General features: G+C 44.9%; 18 protein-coding genes and 1 pseudogene. 16 read left to right on the top strand and 3 right to left on the bottom strand.

The features are described from left to right. From VK080_RS07660 to VK080_RS07630, 8 genes and pseudogenes are all read left to right on the top strand, one after another. Window positions 1-848, top strand: an 848-nt coding sequence (locus VK080_RS07660) for a cation:proton antiporter (protein WP_324224181.1), incomplete at its 5' end; no start/stop codon positions are given. Window positions 849-878: 30 nt separating this feature from the next. Next, window positions 879-977 (top strand): annotated as a pseudogene (locus tag VK080_RS16020) (type II CAAX prenyl endopeptidase Rce1 family protein); the annotation flags it as partial. Between the two features lie 108 nt (window positions 978-1085). After that, window positions 1086-1298, top strand: a complete 213-nt coding sequence (locus VK080_RS07655) for a YjzC family protein (RefSeq protein ID WP_324224180.1) — start codon at window positions 1086-1088, stop codon at window positions 1296-1298. 382 nt (window positions 1299-1680) lie between these two features. Continuing rightward, window positions 1681-3177, top strand: a complete 1497-nt coding sequence (locus VK080_RS07650; protein ID WP_324224179.1) for a flotillin family protein — start codon at window positions 1681-1683, stop codon at window positions 3175-3177. 130 nt (window positions 3178-3307) lie between these two features. Next, window positions 3308-3484 (top strand): hypothetical protein, encoded by a 177-nt coding sequence (locus tag VK080_RS07645; protein WP_324224178.1) that lies wholly within the window; start codon window positions 3308-3310, stop codon window positions 3482-3484. Between the two features lie 212 nt (window positions 3485-3696). Continuing rightward, a complete protein-coding gene (locus tag VK080_RS07640; protein ID WP_324224177.1) occupies window positions 3697-3864 on the top strand; it encodes a hypothetical protein in 168 nt (55 codons plus the stop codon). A 33-nt stretch (window positions 3865-3897) separates the two neighbouring features. Beyond that, complete coding sequence (locus VK080_RS07635) at window positions 3898-4164, top strand: DUF4190 domain-containing protein (RefSeq protein ID WP_324224176.1); 267 nt, start codon at window positions 3898-3900, stop codon at window positions 4162-4164. 518 nt (window positions 4165-4682) lie between these two features. Continuing rightward, on the top strand, window positions 4683-5405 hold the full coding sequence (locus tag VK080_RS07630) for a 3-ketoacyl-ACP reductase (protein WP_324224175.1): 723 nt from the start codon (window positions 4683-4685) through the stop codon (window positions 5403-5405). Window positions 5406-6004: 599 nt separating this feature from the next. On the opposite strand, the gene VK080_RS07625 is transcribed toward VK080_RS07630, so the two are convergent. The 3 genes from VK080_RS07625 to VK080_RS07615 form a co-directional block, all read right to left on the bottom strand. Next, window positions 6005-7123: a serine hydrolase gene (locus VK080_RS07625; RefSeq protein WP_324224174.1), complete on the bottom strand. Its 1119-nt coding sequence runs from the start codon at window positions 7121-7123 to the stop codon at window positions 6005-6007. 331 nt (window positions 7124-7454) lie between these two features. Further along, window positions 7455-7883 (bottom strand): hypothetical protein, encoded by a 429-nt coding sequence (locus VK080_RS07620; RefSeq protein WP_324224173.1) that lies wholly within the window; start codon window positions 7881-7883, stop codon window positions 7455-7457. A 311-nt stretch (window positions 7884-8194) separates the two neighbouring features. Then, a complete protein-coding gene (locus VK080_RS07615) occupies window positions 8195-9076 on the bottom strand; it encodes a LysR family transcriptional regulator (RefSeq protein ID WP_324224172.1) in 882 nt (293 codons plus the stop codon). Between the two features lie 125 nt (window positions 9077-9201). On the opposite strand from VK080_RS07615, the gene hutG reads away from it, so the two are divergent. From hutG to VK080_RS07575, 8 genes are all read left to right on the top strand, one after another. Beyond that, complete coding sequence (gene hutG / locus VK080_RS07610) at window positions 9202-10152, top strand: formimidoylglutamase (protein WP_414672229.1); 951 nt, start codon at window positions 9202-9204, stop codon at window positions 10150-10152. Window positions 10153-10198: 46 nt separating this feature from the next. Next, the gene (gene hutU, locus VK080_RS07605; protein WP_324224170.1) at window positions 10199-11875 is read left to right on the top strand and encodes a urocanate hydratase; all 1677 of its coding nucleotides are present in this window, start codon (window positions 10199-10201) and stop codon (window positions 11873-11875) included. Window positions 11876-12050: 175 nt separating this feature from the next. Further along, window positions 12051-13334: an imidazolonepropionase gene (gene hutI, locus VK080_RS07600; RefSeq protein WP_324224169.1), complete on the top strand. Its 1284-nt coding sequence runs from the start codon at window positions 12051-12053 to the stop codon at window positions 13332-13334. Then, complete coding sequence (gene hutH, locus VK080_RS07595; protein WP_324224168.1) at window positions 13331-14872, top strand: histidine ammonia-lyase; 1542 nt, start codon at window positions 13331-13333, stop codon at window positions 14870-14872. Before hutI ends, hutH begins: the two co-directional genes overlap by 4 nt. Window positions 14873-14938: 66 nt before the next feature. Then, the gene (locus VK080_RS07590; protein WP_324224167.1) at window positions 14939-16258 is read left to right on the top strand and encodes a Na+/H+ antiporter family protein; all 1320 of its coding nucleotides are present in this window, start codon (window positions 14939-14941) and stop codon (window positions 16256-16258) included. A 120-nt stretch (window positions 16259-16378) separates the two neighbouring features. Then, window positions 16379-17446, top strand: coding sequence for an AbrB family transcriptional regulator (locus tag VK080_RS07585; RefSeq protein WP_324224166.1), 1068 nt, complete (start codon window positions 16379-16381; stop codon window positions 17444-17446). A gap of 95 nt (window positions 17447-17541) precedes the next feature. Next, window positions 17542-17901, top strand: coding sequence for a hypothetical protein (locus VK080_RS07580; RefSeq protein WP_324224165.1), 360 nt, complete (start codon window positions 17542-17544; stop codon window positions 17899-17901). 253 nt (window positions 17902-18154) lie between these two features. Next, window positions 18155-18643, top strand: a complete 489-nt coding sequence (locus VK080_RS07575) for a PaaI family thioesterase (protein ID WP_324224164.1) — start codon at window positions 18155-18157, stop codon at window positions 18641-18643. Window positions 18644-18736 lie beyond the last annotated feature (93 nt).

Genomic DNA, 18736 nt, shown 5'->3' with positions numbered 1-18736 from the left:
TGTATCCGCTTCTGGCATTGGGAAGCGCTGTTTTAACATTTGGCCTGACTGATTATTTGGGCGGGAGCGGATTTTTAGCCGTATATGTGATGGGTATCCTGGTTGGGAATAGTGATCTGATGCATAAATTCGCCATTGTTCGTTTTAATGAAGGGTTTGCGTGGATGATGCAGATCATCATGTTTATTTTCCTTGGTATGCTCGTCTTCCCAAGCGATTTGGTAAAGGTTGGCTGGCAGGGGGTACTATTATCCATCATCCTCATGTTCGTTGCAAGGCCTGTTGCAACCTTTTTATGTATGATTTTTTTCAAATACAATGTGAAAGAACAGCTATTTTTGTCCTGGACAGGGTTGAAAGGTGCCGTACCGATTGTTCTGGCTACTTATCCGATTATAGCGGATGTCGAAAATGCTTATGTGATCTTTAATGCGGTCTTTTTCGTGGTGCTTATTTCTGCACTTATCCAAGGTAGTACCTTGTCACCACTGGCGTCGAAATTAGGCTTGACGGAGGATGGTCACGATTTTGACCCAAGTGGCTTTGAAATGATCCACTTGGGCAATACGAATTCCGAAATCATCAAACTGCCGATTGGCAAAGCAGCACCAGTTGTTCATTCAACGTTAACAGATATTACCCTGCCAAGTGATACATTGGTCATTGGTATTGTCCGGAATGAAGACTTAATCACGCCAAGCGGGGATACTTCAATTGAAGCCGGTGATACACTATTTGTCCTCAGCGAGCAAGAAAACCGACAAAAAGTAAGGGAAGTTTTTTTAGGCAAAAAAGCGAAAAAAGAAAAACCGAAGAAAAAAGGACTGTTTCGCTGGCTGAGAAAGTGACGGGACAATGGGTCAGGTGTTCTCTGATCCATCTTCTGTTGGTGTGGGACGATAAGCTTGTCCCCCCTGTTTGGTTATGTATTTCATAAGACGGGATCACTTTGGTCTGTCATTATCTTCCATTCGATGTACAATTTTTTGTACGGTGTTTGTTTAAGTAACTTTTTTCCGCTTAACCGTTATATTGTCTGGAATATCAACCACAATAAGGGTAACAAAGCTGAAGGAGTGATGAACATGGGTGAACAGTCCCGCTTCCGTGGAGGCCAAAAAGCACCGAATAATGGCATTTACATTGAGAAGGGCGAAACGGGAAGTAATGTGGAGGATCCGAAGCAGATTGAGATGAAAGCAGGCGATAAATTTCCGGAAAACGCCAATCCGGAACGTGTATGGGTTAACAAACGCGATCTCTCAAGGCCGGGTGTTCAAGGGAGAGCCAATGACTGAACATTAAGAGGAGCTGCTGGTTTTCAGGCCGGCAGTTTTTTTAATACAATTTTATCTTTTGAAGAACTTATCAGCGTCATACAAGGGTTTATCAGCGGGCTTTCCGGATTTTAATCAGTGAATTCCGGACATCTGTCAGCGCGTTTTGCAAAAATAAAGACGAATTTTGCTATTTTACCAGGGTTTACAAAATAAGAAAAGCGATATTTTCCGATTCTACATCTAATCATACCTGAATAAGTTAAGGATGGAGATTTTTTCGGTTTTTAAAAATAAATATTATGAATATTGAAACTTTATGTGACTTGTAATCGTACTGTAACATAGATCCATATACATAGATTGATGGATCGGACTCATCATTTATAAGGGAGCGGATTTTTTGTTTCAAGATGCATTAATTTTAATGATTCTGGCCATTGTTGGGGTTGTGGCGCTTGTTGTGGGCGCGATCGCATTTATTATCTTCAGGCTCCGCTATAAAACAGCGAGCTCTAATGAAGCGCTGATCGTCACCGGACCGAAACTTGGCGATCCGGAAAAAGAGCGGAACGTTTTCCAGGATGAAAATGGCCGTTCAGTCAAAATCATACGTGGTGGCGGGTATCGTCTCCGCATGTTCCAGACGGCAACACCGATTGATCTGACGTCATTCCAGCTGCAAGTTGATTCCGAAAAAGCATACACCAAGGAAGGGATTCCGGTTCGCGTTGTCAGTACGGCTGTTATCAGTATTGGCAGTGAACTGGAGATTATGGCCAACTTTGCTGAGAAATTTCTCGGGAAAAAGCAAAATGAGCGGGAAGCTGAATTAAGAGACGTTTTAAACGGCCATTTGCGTGCAATTATTGCCTCACTTTCCATTGAAAAAATTTATAACGATTTTAAAGAAGTCAATACGCAGGTGAAGAAGATTGCCGAGGCAGACCTTAAAGGCATGGGTTTTGAAATTACATCATTTGCACTGAATGATGTAGAGGATGTGGATGTCGAGAACGGCTATATCGATGCACTCGGACGTCCGCATATTGCTGAAGTGCAAAAACTGGCAAAGCAGGCTGAATCTGATGCGGAGAAAGAAACTCGCATTTATCAGGCACAGAATGACCAGGAAGCACAGGATGAAGAAAACCGCCGTCTGACAGCCATTGCACAGTCCAAGAAAGAAAAAGACATTAAGGAAGCTGAATTCCAGAAAGAAACGAACCGCGCCAAGGCGAACGCTGAGCAGGCGGGTGAGCTGGAACGGCAAAAGCTGGCCCAACAGGTGAAGGATGAAGAATTGAAAGTTGAATATATCGAAAAGCAGCGTGCGGTTGAATTGGAAGAAGAAGAAAACAAACGACGCCGCTCAATCGCCGATGCTGAAGCCTATAAAACAACGAAAGCAGCTGAGGCAGAAGCGGAAAAAGAACGGATTAAAGGGGAGTCCGAAGCAGAAGTTATCCGCCAGCGCGGTATTGCCGAGGCCGAGTCCAAAGAACGCATGGCCGAGGCGATGGAGAAATACGGCGAGGCAGCGATTGTGGAAATGCTGATCAACGTATTGCCTGAGTATGCTGAAAAAGTATCTGCACCAATTTCCCAGATCCAGGATATGAAAGTAATTGATATGGGCGGCAGTAATTCCCGGGGTGGCTCATCAAAAGTCGCCAATAACGTGACTTCAACGATGCTCGGTATTCAGGAGTCCCTTAAGGAAACAACCGGCATGGATTTGAAGGCGATGCTTGAGAGCTATGTATCCCGCGGCAACGCTGATCATTTTGGCGCACAGAAGGGAAAGTACTACCAGGAAGCAGCTGCCTCGAAAGATTCAGACGAGACAGAATCAGCAGCCAGCGATGAGGCCGTCCGTGAAGCTGTGGATGATGCGTAACCGTTAAGTAACATCTGTGGTGTTAAAATGGGTGCAATTCTTTGTGATAGAATTGCACCTTTTTAAAGGAATTATCATTTTTGATGTCGAAAGTGGAAGAAGGACAAAAATTAATAAGGAATGAATGGACGTGTCACGGAAAATATTATTTTGGTTTGGTTTAGTTTTATTTGCCATTGGACACTTTTTTCTGATGGGGTTGGCGGAATTTAATCATCTGGTAAGCAACCAACTGACAGCATACATAATTGCGGCTGCCGGTTTAAGTTTTATTGCGGTTTCCAATTTGCTGAAGCAGAATAATTAGCCGGGGTGTTGATAAAGGTTAGGAGGGGCTGCATTGAAAAAACTTATTTAGTTGTCCTTTCCACTTTTAAAAAAGCGGTGGTTAAATGCCGATTTGTCAAAACGCCGGTAAAAAATGGACTTGGAAACAAACGGTAAAAACCATATTCAATTGGAGATGTCCGCATTGTGGTGAAAAGCAATATGAGGCCGCCGCATCAAGAATAAGGGCTAGTGGATTTATGCTTAATTCCAGTTATGCTGCTGCCTGTTAATGTCTGGTTGGATTTTTTGGTAGGTATGGCACTGATTCTCGTCGTCATTCTTGTTTTTCTAATACGTGGTTTATATCCATTTATCCTAAAATTATCGAATGAAGAGGACCTTATTGGTGAATATTAATTCTTAAAGAACATGGGAAGAAAGTGATGCAACATGAGTGAAAATGTACAAATAAATAGTCATTCGATTGTTTCCTTAACGCTTGGTATTCTATCAATCTTCATTCCTTTTATTGGCTTCATTCTCGGGATCATCGGAATTATCATGTCACGAAAAGCGACAAAGGAAATGGACAAAACAAATCAAACCGGCCGGGGACTGGCGATATCGGGTTTAATTTGCAGCTTGGTCGGGATTGTCATGCAAATATTTATCGTATTGGGTTTTATCGCTTTCTTTTTGTTTGTCAGGGCTGTTTAGTATCCTTGGTTTTTGTGCTGTTTATGATATTATCAGGAATTTTAACGCTATTTATGTGTTTTTAAATGGATTGTGGCGAACTAATTTAAGCTGAAACAAGGAGGTTCGGGTTATTCGTGGAATGGAACAGGTACATTCAATAAGTTAACCTGTTAAACGAGGCGATAGACGATGAATAAATATTATCGAAACATAAGTGTTATAGTGGTCATTGTTGTTATATTTATGGGATCGTTCAGTCATTTATCAGGTGTTAACTTGTTTGGCCAAACCAAATATCTCAACAAAACCTCCTGCCTGTTCAGGTGGAATCCATCGCTCCACGCAGGTCCTGCTCGACCATATGTAAATGGGTGAACCGACAGCTGCCGAGGTCGACATTTTTTAATGAGGTGCTGTAACTATATTCGAAACGAAAATCAAAAATGTGGCATGGAAAATAAAAATTTTTTGCTGGAGTATGTGGCTGTCAGCGGGTACAATGACTGTAATGACTAGGATTGAAAGGATGATACGGAATGGGACAGGATATTAAAGGAAAAATCGCCTACATCACGGGCGCCGGCAGCGGCATCGGACGGGCGACTGCGCTGGAACTGGCCCGTGAAGGCGTACATGTTGGGTTGATCGCTCGGACGGAAAGTAAACTGCAGGCAGTGGCAGAAGAAGCTGAGACGCAAGGGGTCAAGACAGCTTATGCTCCTTGTGATATTCCGGATATCGATGAAGTGAATCTGTCTATTGATAAGCTTAAAGACGAACTGGGCCCTGCGGATATTCTCATCAACAACGCCGGTATCGGTCAGCACGGCAAGTTCCTTGAAGTGGAACCTGACGACTGGAAGCGGATCATTGAAGTGAATGTGTTCGGTACATACCATGTCACACGGGCGGTTTTGCCGCAAATGATTGAGAAAAATCAGGGCGACATCATTAATATTTCCTCCAGCAATGGGCTGAAAGGAACGGCGGGATCAACGTCATACAGTGCATCCAAATTTGCTGTGCAGGGGATGACCGAGGCACTCATGCAGGAAGTGCGCCCGCACAATATTCGTGTCTTCACGCTGAATCCGAGCATGGTCATGACAGGTATGACCTTCAGCGGTGAGACTGACGAGAAGGATAAGGAAAAATTCATGCAGCCGGAAGACCTGGCGGAATACATGGTGTCACAGCTGAAATTGCATCCGCGTATTTTCATTAAACAGTCCCTGCAGTGGGCGACGAATCCGTTTTAATTACTGTGGTTAAGGTACATGCACCTTGTTTACGTGAATTTTATACATGCAACGAAATGGCCGGATGAACGAACAAGGAGGTCGTCGGAATGAAAAAATGCTGCATCTGTAACGGCGATGTAAATCATAAACGTGTGTCAGTGGAACGTGAATGGAGTGGGAAAAAATGATCATCGAGGATGTTCCGGCTGCAGTTTGTGAATAGTGCGGGGAGCAGTATTTTGATGGGGAAACGACACTTGGATTGGAAAAAGTTAAGAAGGCTTCCGTTTTCCCGCAAGAGTAAATGGTACAGATTCCCGCCTCCATTCGGGACTTTAAAAACGTCTCCCATATGGAAAACGGCTAACAACTTGCTTTTAATCAATTCGTGGGGGTGAATGGGTGGAGCAAAAAAATGAAACCGTCGTGTCGATTTCAATGATTAAACTGAATATTTGGGCGCTGATTGCCGACATTCAACCAGCTGAAGTGCGTTACTTTGAGTACTGCATTTAGAGCGTACATTTTCTTGGTTCATAAATCATTTCACCCATACACTTATTTTAGAAAGTGTTCCACGTATAGAGAACGCGGACACACTTATTCCAGAAAGGCGCCTAATTCAAAAGCTCATACATATCATCCCGGATTGATGGGTCATTCAGCAGTTTCAGCTCAAATTCATTCAAGCTGGCCATCAATTTTCGGGATTGATACCACTCCAGTTCATTAAAGAAAATAGCAAGTTCAAATTTATTACCTTGTTTATCCTCGGCAAATAAAGCATCCGTTATGATATACATAGTGGAGCCGCCTTTTTTGCCGGCACGCTCAAGCCATTCCTGGTTCGCCGGGTTATCCATAAGCGACCCGAGCAGGTATTCCAATTCTGCCTGGACTTTTTCCGGGAACTGTTTGTTGTTAACTTTGCTCATGAAATCAGCATATTCGGACGCCGTTGATTTGATAAATCGTTCGGACTGAATCCTGTCATAGTCTTCATTCCACCAGTCAAGAACGTTTGCCTTTTCTTTGTACTGTGCATTGGAAGCCAATTTTTCATGAATGTCGGATGACAGGGCTGCCCATTCTTTATCATCCATATTGTTTATATGCTTGATAATGTCTTTCTTCGCGTCGTTCATGGAGGTATCTTGGTATTCCCGTAATTTAATTTCATAAGGGATGAAAATAGAGGATGTGAAGTAATGCAAAGGCGAGTGTTCTTTAATGCCTATTGCCTTCATTCGCTTTTCAATCTGTTCGATCTCAAGCCTATCCAATAAAAATTCCGTGTTGGCATTTGAGCTAAATGCCATCATTCCCCTGGCAGCCTCTCTGATTGGGACTGTATCATTTTCGATCAAGTTCTTCTTGTCAGCATCATTCAGCCATGCTTCATGTGCACCGCCATCCAAATTGGGGATATAATACTTGTTCAGTTCCTGCAGGTTGATACGTTCTTGGCTATCTATTTTTCCCTCGCCGAACTGAAAGGCGTATTCCATTGCCACCATCAGCTTAACTGTGCTGGCAAGCCCCATCATCTCAGATGAATCCATGTTAATTTTTGTTTCAGCATTTTCTTTAAAAACAATGGATGAACGGACAGTCTCTTTTTGCAGTAACTTCCGGACATAATCCGGATTACTTGTGCCCGACCATTTAAAAAAACCGACAGCCAACGCAGCGATGATTAGTATAATAGCTCCAATAATTAAAACATATTTCAGCAAGTAAATCCCCTCCAGCTAATAATACGGCTTTCATATGGAAAAGGTTTCCGTTATGGTGGAGGAGATGGATAAATTTGAATCCGGCTTTTAATTTTTAATTAGAAAAAAGCTGACTCGATTTATGCAGCCAGCTTACTTTTTCTCGTTGAAATATTCTTCTGTCACTTCCACTGATGATTAAGAATTTCTTTCCATTGATGGTGCTTAATCTTCCCCGTTCCCCGTGAAACCCATGTATGCTTGATATGTCCATCAGGCATGACTTTTTTATAATGATTATGCTTCTTTTTCTTTTTTACGATTTCCCAGCCATCACGCCGGCAAAAACGTTCTATCTCTCTCCATGTCGGCATGATATTAAAGCCTTAACGTCCTCTGTGTCATCTTGGATCAGCACGTTCATAATATATGGAAAATGGTCACGTCTATTGGGAGATTTATAGTATAGTTCGAATTCTTCCTGATACGCTTCAGCATAATCAATTAAATATTCTGCCAATTCGGTCAGCGCTTTTTCTTCTGTATCACCATTGGCTACCATACCAAAATCACGAATGGATGCTGTTATGGATCCGTCATCCTCAGTAAGCATTTTGGCATCAAAACGGAAATGGCCAAATGCAGCATGAAGTTGTTCTTTGCTAAGTGCAGCCCATTCATCACGATTACGCTTGACAAATTGAGGACCTTTTCGAACGATATCATCATTGAATTGCCCCCAATGCTTTCGAACGTCAGTAGCGTTTTGGAAAGCTTGCATAATCATTCCCTCCTCACCTCCTATAATAGCATTTTATGTACATTGTATACACTATGACTATTATTTTTACCTCTAAGATAGTGGGCTATGCATGTATTTTTACGGGAAATGTGCGAACAACCCAATATATCCAGCAGAAGATGAGGTTTGTAACTGGTGTTCTTTTTGTTATTTTTCCGCTTTCTTATCGTTGTTCATATCTATAATCGAACCAAAAAGCAAAAAAGGGGCATGATTTTCAAAAAAAATTTTATAAAATCTGCCCCTTTTTCATGATTTATTTCGATTATAGAGGTGCAAGGGTGTCTCATTCAGACAAAGAAAGCTTTCACCAGCTCAATGAACCGCATGACGATTGGCGGCTGGTAGCGGTTTTTATCATAGGCGAGGTAGACAATGCGCGAGATGTGGGCGTCGTCAATTGTTTTGATCGCACAGTCAATCTGTTTGGCATAGCGGACATAGTTTTCCGGGACGACGGTGATCCCGAGGCCCTCCTCCACGAGGCTGCATCCGGTTTCGAAACGCTCGATTTCAAATTGGATATCCGGTTTGACGCCGGATTTGCTGAAGGCGTTCAGGATATCCTGCCGTGTCTGGAAGCCTTCTTTGCAGACGATGAAATTTTCCCCTTCCAGGTCATCAATATGCAATGTCTCTTTCCGGATAAGATGATGCTGAGGCGGGATGAGTGCAACGAGATTTTCTTCATAGATCGGGATGGTTTCGATGTCTTCCTGATGGATGTACTGATTGGTGATGGCCAGGTGAATCTCAAAATTGTTCAAAGCCTTTTTCACGTCCGTGAGGCTTAAGGTTTCCAGCAGGCTGACGCGCACATTATGGTATTCCGCTTTGAAACGGGTCAGGATGTCAGGCACGAAAAACATCGATGACTCGATAAGGCCGATTGACAGTTCGAGCGGGCCCTGCTGCTTGAGGCGGTCCATTTCAAACGAGACGTGTTCATGATGATGCAGCAGTTTTTGTGCCTCCTGATAGAGGATCTGACCTTCCTTGGTGAGACGGAGATCACGTGCGGAACGGTCAATCAGGGTAAGACCGACTTCGGATTCAAGCTTTTTGATGGCGGCACTTAAAGATGGCTGGGAAATGTGCAGCAGGCTGGCAGCTCTCGTATAAGTGTGTTCATCAGCAACAGTTATGAAATATTTCAGTTGGCGAATATCCATGGTTCACTCCCCTATAGATGAAAACTATCAAAATATGAAAAATTAGTATTAGTCATTATATCATGGATACACTATAATAATCATTAAAATTAATATATTCAGAAATTCAGAAATTTACATCATGAATTGGGGTGGTTGATATTTATACAGACAAAGACGTTTGGAGCGGCAGGATTGACGATGATACGAACCCGGCAAGCTTTCGGTTTCATCAGGTGGTTCAGGTTAAAGATTTGGATGAACTGAAGGCGAGTGCGGGCGACTTTGGTATCGTCGGATTTGAAAGTGATGAAGGTGTCAGACGGAATAAAGGACGACTGGGTGCACGAGAGGCCCCTGATGCGATTCGTAAACAATTAGCTAAACTGCCGTATCACTTTGGTGGACAGACGGTTGATACCGGCAATGTGCAGTGTGAGGAGGGTAATCTGGAACAAGCCCAGGTGAAACTTGGCCGTCATGTAGCGGGAATTTTAGAGGCAGGTTCTGTGCCAATCATTCTCGGCGGCGGCCATGAAACATTGTACGGTCATTACCTTGGCGCAAGGGCGTATATCGGACCCGACAAAACGCTAGGGATCATCAACATTGATGCGCATTTTGATATGCGGAATGATCCAGAGCCATCGTCCGGTACGATGTTCAGGCAGATTTTGGAGGAAGATGACAAAGCCGGCTATCTTTGCTTGGGGATTCAGGCCTTTGGCAATACAAAAGCGTTGTTCGAGACTGCTGAAAAACACGGTAGTGCCTATATTTTGGAAAAAGATATTGGAGTGAATGATTTTCATGAAACATTCGCTGCGATCGATGATTTTTCGAAGCGGTATGATTATTTAATCGTGACATTGTGTACAGATTCGATTGTGGCATCAGCCGCGCCAGGAGTAAGTGCACCGTCACCGCTTGGCCTCGATCCGAAAACGGTCAGGGCGCTTTTGACGTATGTTGCGGGAAAAAGGCATTTGCTCAGTTTTGATATTTCGGAAGTGAACCCGCTTGTGGATGAGCGTGATAAGACAGTCAAGTTGGCAGCACATTTGGTGGCGGAAACGATGCAAAACTTTCATAGTTAGGTCTGTTTTGTAAGCATTTTACAATTAACGGATGGGGGTTGATGATATGACGGTAAAAAGAAACACACCAGTTGAACAATATCGCGGGACCGAACTGCATACGAAAGGGTGGTTGCAGGAAGCTGCACTTAGGATGCTGAACAATAATTTGAATCCGAATGTGGCGGAAAATCCGGAAGAGCTCGTCGTCTATGGCGGAATTGGCAAGGCGGCCCGAAATTGGGAGAGTTATGAGGCGATAGTCAGGGAGTTGAAGCGGCTGGAAAGTGACGAGACATTACTTGTGCAGTCAGGTAAGCCTGTAGCAGTGTTCCGGACACATAAGGATGCGCCCAAAGTGCTGCTCGCCAATTCCAATCTGGTCCCTGCGTGGGCGAACTGGGAGCATTTCAATAAGCTTGATCGGAAGGGTCTGATGATGTATGGACAGATGACGGCGGGCAGCTGGATTTATATCGGCAGCCAGGGCATTGTACAGGGAACGTATGAAACATTTGCCGAATGTGGGCGTCAGCATTTTAATGGCAGTCTGAAGGGGACTATCACGCTGACGGCAGGTCTTGGCGGCATGGGTGGTGCACAGCCATTGGCGGTGACGCTGAATGATGGTGTCTGCATTGCCGTGGAGGTCGATCAGCACCGGATCAACCGGCGCCTGGAAACAAAATACCTCGACACGCAGGCAGACAATCTGGAGCACGCGTTGGAATTGGCCCGGGGAGCGTGTAATGCGGGCAAGGCACTGTCGATTGGGTTGCTCGGCAATGCCGCTGAAGTTTTGCCGGATATGATTGCAAAAGGGTTTATCCCGGATGTGTTGACCGATCAAACATCCGCTCATGATCCGAAGAATGGGTACGTACCGGCTGATATGACGCTTGGGGAGGCAGCGGATTTGCGCAGTCAGGATCCGGTCCGTTATACCCAGCTGTCACGCGAAAGCATAGCCCGTCATGTGGAGGCGATGCTGACGATGCAGCAAAAAGGCGCCATCACGTTTGACTATGGCAACAACATTCGTCAGATTGCAAAGGATGAAGGTGTAACGAATGCGTTTGACTTTCCCGGCTTTGTACCGGCCTATATCCGGCCACAGTTTTGCGAAGGGAAAGGACCGTTTCGCTGGGTGGCACTGTCCGGTGACCCGGAAGATATTTATAAGACGGATGAAGTGATTTTGCGGGAATTCAGCTACAATGAATCGCTTTGTAACTGGATTCGCATGGCACGGGAGAAAATCAGCTTTCAAGGGCTGCCATCACGGATTTGCTGGCTCGGCTACGGGGAGCGTGCCCGCTTTGGCAAAATCATTAACGATATGGTGGCGAGCGGTGAACTGAAGGCACCTATCGTTATTGGACGCGATCATTTGGATTCCGGATCGGTCGCCTCACCAAACCGCGAAACAGAAGGCATGAAAGACGGCAGTGATGCGGTTGCGGATTGGCCGATATTGAATGCACTCATCAATAGTGTCGGCGGTGCCAGCTGGGTCAGCGTACACCATGGCGGCGGTGTCGGTATGGGTTATTCGCTGCACGCCGGGATGGTCATTGTTGCAGACGGCACGAAAGATGCGGAAGCAAGACTTGATCGGGTGCTGACGACTGACCCCGGGATGGGAGTGGCACGCCATGTTGACGCGGGCTATGAACTGGCAGAAGAGACTGCACGCGAAAAAGGTGTTCAGATACCGATGTTGAACAACAAAAAGCAGTTGTAATAGATTGGATAAACTTCGAAGTCTATAGATGATGACAAAATTGCTATAGTTTTCAGTGCAGCGCTCTAGATGAATGGATAATCGTTGTAGATTGAACGGAAACCGCTGTCGTTCAGGTAACTTTGGCTAACGCAGGGTCGGATTAGACAGGAGGCAAAACAAGAGGAGGCATAATATGACACAAACACTTTTAATCGAAAACGCTTCACAGGTTGTAACGATGGCTGGACATTCGGGAAAGCCAGCGAAAAAGGATGCAATGCGCGAACTGAATATTGTTGAAAATGGCAGCGTACTTGTACAGGACGGTGAAATCAAGGCAGTCGGCAAGCAGGTAGAGCTGGAGGAGCAGTACCAGGATGACATTGCTGGAGCTGAGGTGATTGATGCAAGAGGCAAAACGGTTACGCCGGGGTTGATTGATCCGCATACACATCTGGTCTATGCCGGTACTCGGGAAAATGAGTATGCCATGCGGCTGAAAGGCAAAACATATATGAAGATCATGAATGCGGGGGGCGGTATTCACGCGACAACTAAGGCTACCCGGGAAGCGGATTTTGACCAGCTGTATGAGGAGTCAAAGCAGCGTCTCGATACATTTTTCCAGTACGGGGTAACGACCGTAGAAGCTAAAAGCGGTTATGGCCTGTCACTGGAACATGAACTAAAGCAGCTGGAGGTTGCCGCCAAGCTGAACGAGGATCACGCAATGGATATTGTGTCCACATTCATGGGTGCCCACGCTGTTCCGGTTGATGAACGGGATAATCCGGAACCTTTTGTTAAACAGGTCATTGACGAGATGTTGCCGGAAGTGGCACGGCGGAATCTCGCCAAATTCAATGATGTGTTCTGCGAGCGCGGCGTTTTTACACCGGATCAGTCACGTCGGATCTTGGAAGCCGGCAAAGAGTACGGGCTCATCCCGAAAATCCATGCCGATGAAATTGAGCCGTATGGCGGTGCGGAACTGGCAGCAGAAGTCGGAGCAATTTCAGCAGATCATTTACTGGAGGCTTCCGATGAAGGTATCCGCAAAATGGCTGAAAACGATGTGATGGGCGTCTTGCTGCCGGGGACTGCATTTTTCCTGATGGCGGTGTTTGCCGATGCGCGCAAAATGATTGATATCGGCGTGCCTGTTGCGCTGTCAACTGATGCCAATCCGGGCTCGTCACCAACGCTGTCCCTGCCATTTATCATGAACCTGGGCTGCTTGAAAATGGGCATGACGCCGGAAGAAGTTATGACTGCAGCCACGATTAATGCCGCGCATGCGATTGATTGTGCTGATCACATCGGCAGTTTGGAGGTGGGAAAGCAGGCTGACATTGCTATATTTGATGTACCGAATTACCTGATGCTGTCGTATAACTATGGGATGAACCATGTTGATACGGTTATCAAGAGAGGAAACCCGGTGGTCAGACTTCATAGTGGGGGGAATCGCAAATGATTGAATTAACTGGTCATTCACTGACGATAGATCAATTAAAACGAATTTGCATCGAACTGGAAGGGGTCTCTATCTCGGAATCAAGTATGCACGATGTTCGAAATAGCCGGTTGGCTGTGGAAGATATCGTCTCCAATCATCAAACAGTATATGGTATTAATACAGGGTTTGGGAAGTTTAGTGACGTTATTATCAATGAAGAAGACGTAGAGGATTTGCAGCTTAATTTAATACGCTCTCATGCAATCGGTGTTGGTAATTATTTTCCGGAAGTCGTTTCAAGAGCAATGATGGTCCTTCGGCTGAACGCTCTTTTGAAAGGGTTTTCAGGCGTTCGTGAAGAGTTGGTTGAGTTTTTGAAAGAACTGATCAATAAACATGTTCATCCAGTTATTCCGCAACAAGGATCATTGGGGGCATCTGGTGATTTAGCACCTTTATCGCATTTAGCGCTTGTGTTAATCGGAGAAGGTAAAGTTCATGGTGATGATGGCAAACCAGTCAATACACATAATGTTTTAACTGCTAAGTCTATTAAACCAATTACATTCAAAGCAAAAGAAGGATTGGCACTCATAAATGGAACACAGGCAATGACTGCCATGGGTGTTATCAATTATATCGAAGCAGAGCGGTTAGCCTACGACAGTGAATGGATTGCAGCAATGTCAATGGAAGGCCTGGAATCTATCATTGATGCGTTTAATCCAGCAATTCATAAAGCAAGAGGATATAAGCAGCAGGCGCAAGTAGCCAGCAGAATGAATGACTGGCTAGAAGACAGTCGATTAATTACGCGTCAAGGTGAAAAACGTGTTCAAGATGCCTATTCTATTCGCTGTATTCCACAAGTTCACGGGGCAACATGGCAAACACTTGACTATGTAAAAGAAAAGCTGGAAATTGAGGCAAATGCCGCTACGGATAACCCGCTTATTTTTGAGGGTGGGAACCTCGTTATATCTGGCGGGAATTTTCATGGTCAGCCAATTGCATTAGCCATGGATTTTTTAAAAATTGCTGTAGCAGAACTGGCAAATATATCTGAACGCCGTGTTGAGCGATTAGTTAATCCACAGCTTAATGATCTGCCTCCGTTCTTAAGCCCAGATCCCGGCTTGCAATCCGGTGCCATGATTATGCAATATACGGCAGCATCCTTGGTTTCAGAAAATAAGACATTAGCTCACCCTGCAAGCGTTGATTCCATTCCTTCTTCAGCAAATCAGGAGGATCATGTAAGTATGGGAACGATTGCTGCACGACATGGTGGATCGATAATACAAAACGCACGCCGCGTCCTTGCTATTGAATGTATTTGTGCATTACAGGCAGTTGAATATAAGGGCCCGGAAAAAGTCTCTCCAAAACTGTATAAATTATGGAACAAGTTTCGAAATGTTGTCCCGAGTATAACAAATGATCGTATGTTTTCGGAAGATATAGAAACAGTTAGTAATGTTTTGAATCCATTTCACGACAGTAGCGTGCAGAAAATCGAGAGTGAAAAATTTTTGGCCGGCTTGAGGGGATTATGACTGAATTAATGTATTAAACAAGGGTGTCTGAACACACTCAAATATAATGAAGGGGAGTTGACTGACTTGATTTTATTGAATCCAGTCGTATTATCCGTAGTTGTATTAGTTGCTCTTAGCCTTGCCCGTGTCAATGTTATTATTGCCCTACTGATTGCAGCTGTGGTCGGAGGCTTAAGTGCAGGGCTGTCAGTAGAAGGAACCGTTTCTACCTTAGTTGGTGGGCTCGGTGGGCAAGGGGAGACGGCACTTAGCTACATTTTACTGGGGATATTGGCCGTTATGATTGCCCGCTCTGGCATTACAGGTTTTTTAATTCAACGCATTTTACCGCTTATACGTGGAAGGCGCGCTATTGTACTATTTTTGCTGGCTGGTCTTGCCAGTTTATCTCAAAATGTTATTCCTATCCATATTGCTTTCATTCCCATTCTCATTCCACCACTGTTATCCATCTTTAATAAGATGAAAGTTGATCGCAGAGGTATTGCCACAGCTTTAACGTTTGGACTTAAGGCACCTTATATACTTGTGCCAGTTGGATTTGGTCTAATTTTCCAAGGTATTATCGTCGATGAAATGAAGGCAAATGGTATGGAAATTGCGTTGTCCCAAATACCATTGGCTATGGCAATACCTGTGGGCGGCATGGTGGTCGGACTTGCAATTGCTATTCTATTCACTTACAGAAAGCCACGCGACTACAAAGATATCCCAACGGATTTTGCAAGTGAGGTGGCGGCTACTACCGAAGAGGCCAATGATAAATGGCAGTGGAAGCATTTTATAACGCTTTTCGGTCTGGCTGTCACACTAGTATTGCAAATCGCCTTTGGATCACTTGTTCTTGCGGCTTTAGGCGGTATTTTAATCATATTTATCTTCCGTGCAGAAACGTGGAAAAGCGGTGAAACTGTAGTAGAAGGTGGCGTGAAGATGATGGGTGCAATTGCATTCGTCATGCTGGTAGCTTCCGGTTACGCTTCTGTATTAACGGAGACCGGAGCGGTTACCGACCTTGTAGAATCAACAAGCTCCTGGATCGGGGATAGCTATCTGTTGGCAGCGATTGTTATGATGTGTGTTGGATTGTTAGTTACCATTGGAATTGGTACATCGTTTGGGACAATCCCAGTTCTTGCCGCAATCTTTGTTCCATTATGTGCATCCATCGGTTTTAGTCCTCTGGCAACAGCCGCATTAATTGGGACTTCCGGGGCAATTGGAGATGCAGGGTCTCCAGCTTCTGATAGTACACTGGGACCGACATCGGGTTTGAATGTAGACGGTCAGCACAATCATATTTGGGATACTTGTGTACCAACATTTTTACATTACAACATTCCTTTGTTTATTTGCGGTGTGATTGCAGCACTAGTTTTATAGAATTATGAAAATGCGAATGTAGGTTAGCTTTAACAAATCCCAACATTTCCTCTATAATATGTCATTAGGCCATCATGTTGTGTGGTGGTTCTTTTTTGTACATATACAGAGGAGATGAACATGTTGAACAGATGGCGTGCATTTGCGGAGGCATTATCGGTGGCGCTGGTTGGTGTTACCATATTTTCTGAGATGAATATACCGCTTCCATGGCTGATTGGCTCACTTGTAGCTGTAGCTGCGTGGAGCATTGCAACCCAGCGGGAGTTGTACTGGCCGTTTTCGTTTCGGAAAATAGCGATGGTGCTGCTCGGGTATTTGATCGGCACTTCATTCACAAAAGACACGCTGGCTGAAATGGGTAACCATGTCCCATCAATGATTGCAATCACCATCCTGACCATCGGATTTAGTCTGCTGCTGGGCTTTCTTTTTTCGAAAATCACTGGACTTGATCTTTCAAGTTGTATGATTGGGAGTGTACCGGGCGGATTGTCGCAGATTATGGTAATGCTGGATGAGATAAAAGGGCTGAATCCGACTGTCATCATGTTTCTGCAAAGCATGCGTGTGATGGTTATCGTCATTGTTGTACCGATTGTGACGGTGTATCTATTTGGCAGTGATTCCGGAGCCATACAAAATAGTATGGGTGCCGGCTCTGCCAGCTGGATAGACATGCCATGGTATGCGTATCTTTTATATCCACTGCTTATGGTGGCAGGTGCGTGGTTTTTTGCCCGTCTACGAATCCCCACTGCACTGCTGCTTGGGCCGATGGTGCTGACCATTGTGATGACGTTTGCCGGACTTCCCACCCCTCAACTTCCGGTAGCGTTCATTGATCTGGCACAAATCTTCATCGGGGTGCATATCGGTCTGCAAATGCAGCCGCGGGATCTGCCTGATTGGAAAAAAATATCAACCTATACAGTTGTGACAGTTGTTGTCCTGGTATTGTTCGGAATTGGTCTTGGGTATGGGTTGGCGGTGCTGTATGAACTGCCTTTCACGACGGCGCTGTTGAGTACTGCACCGGGTGGTATGGTCGAAATGGGGTTGACAGCAGCGGCTGTCGGTGGTGATGTATCTATTGTTACCAGCTATCAGCTTTTTCGTCTGTTTGTTATTATGTTCTCTGTACCTTTCTTCTTTAAATGGTTGAACAAGCAGCGTGCTGGCAGCTAATTGCGTGACGGGCCGGTCATATGGCTGGCGCTTCCAATCCAGAACATTAACATAAAGAATAGACTTAATAGAAAGGAAGATTCATTCTGAAGTTTTTGCGTCCGATTGAAATCATCCTTGCATTGTGTGTCACCATTTTACTCGTTTATGATTATTTTCCCGATATTCCATTTGCAGAAGCGGTCTCCTTAGAAGTGTTGATCGTTGTCATGCTTGGATTATTCATGATGACCGTTTACCGCAATCGGAAGCGGAATCCGGATCAGCACACAATTTTTCGGTCGCACGTTTTTTTCGTCGTTTATATCGTGGCATTGATGGCACTTCTGACTGCTCTGGGCGGAGAATCACAAGTTGGGATTGGCTTTGATAATGGCATTTTTTGGGCAGCTTTGGCAATAGCTCTCATGGAAATCTCGTTTCAATGGCGACGTATGAAGCAAACACAAGAATAGGGGGTTCCTGCAACTCAAACGTGCGACATGTACATCAACTCGTGCGAAGGCAATATCCAAACGTGCGACGGGCAGCCTAACTCGTTTGGGAGAATCGAACAAACGTTCGACAAACTGCTCAAGTCGTGTGAGAACTGCACACAATGCACAACAACGCCAGCCACCTTCCGTGTTGCTGTACACTAAACCAACTTTTTCACCTAAAATCGTAATCGCTTTCATGATATACTGGTAAAGAAAGGGGGACCATAAAATGACGAAACAAGTCAAATATGCAATACAAGACGATTATCCGGCTGATTTTTCCCATTGCTACGGATGTGGGAGGCTTAATGAGGATGGTTACCATTTCCGGACTGGATGGGATGGGGATAAGACGGTTACTATCTACACACCAAAACCGGAACATACGGCGATTCCCGGTTTTGTCTACGGCGGGCTGATCGCATCATTGGTCGACTGTCATGGAACAGGGTCAGCGTCATTGGCGCTGCACCGCAAAAATGGACATGAACCTGGCAGCGGTGAGGAACCACCACGATTTGTAACAGCTTCATTGAATCTGGATTTTATCAAGCCGACACCACAGGATGTTCCGTTAAAGGCCATTGGCATGCCGGAAGAAGTTCATCCGAGAAAATTCAGGATACATACGGAGGTTCAAGCGGATGAAACCGTTTGTGCAAAGGCTGTGGTAACGGCGGCTGTTATGCCGGCAACTTTTACACAGCAAAGTGGATGAATGAAGGCTAAATCTCAGTACTGATGAAAATTGTCATCGAACTTGAGGCGCATGGCGGTCCCGACGATGAACGTGCGCTTAGAAATAGTTGTA

This window comes from Lentibacillus sp., assembly GCF_035301925.1.
In the GTDB taxonomy this organism is placed as follows: domain Bacteria; phylum Bacillota; class Bacilli; order Bacillales; family Amphibacillaceae; genus Lentibacillus.
Note: the sequence above shows the minus strand (reverse complement) of the source record. Positions and strands in the feature narration are given on the sequence as shown.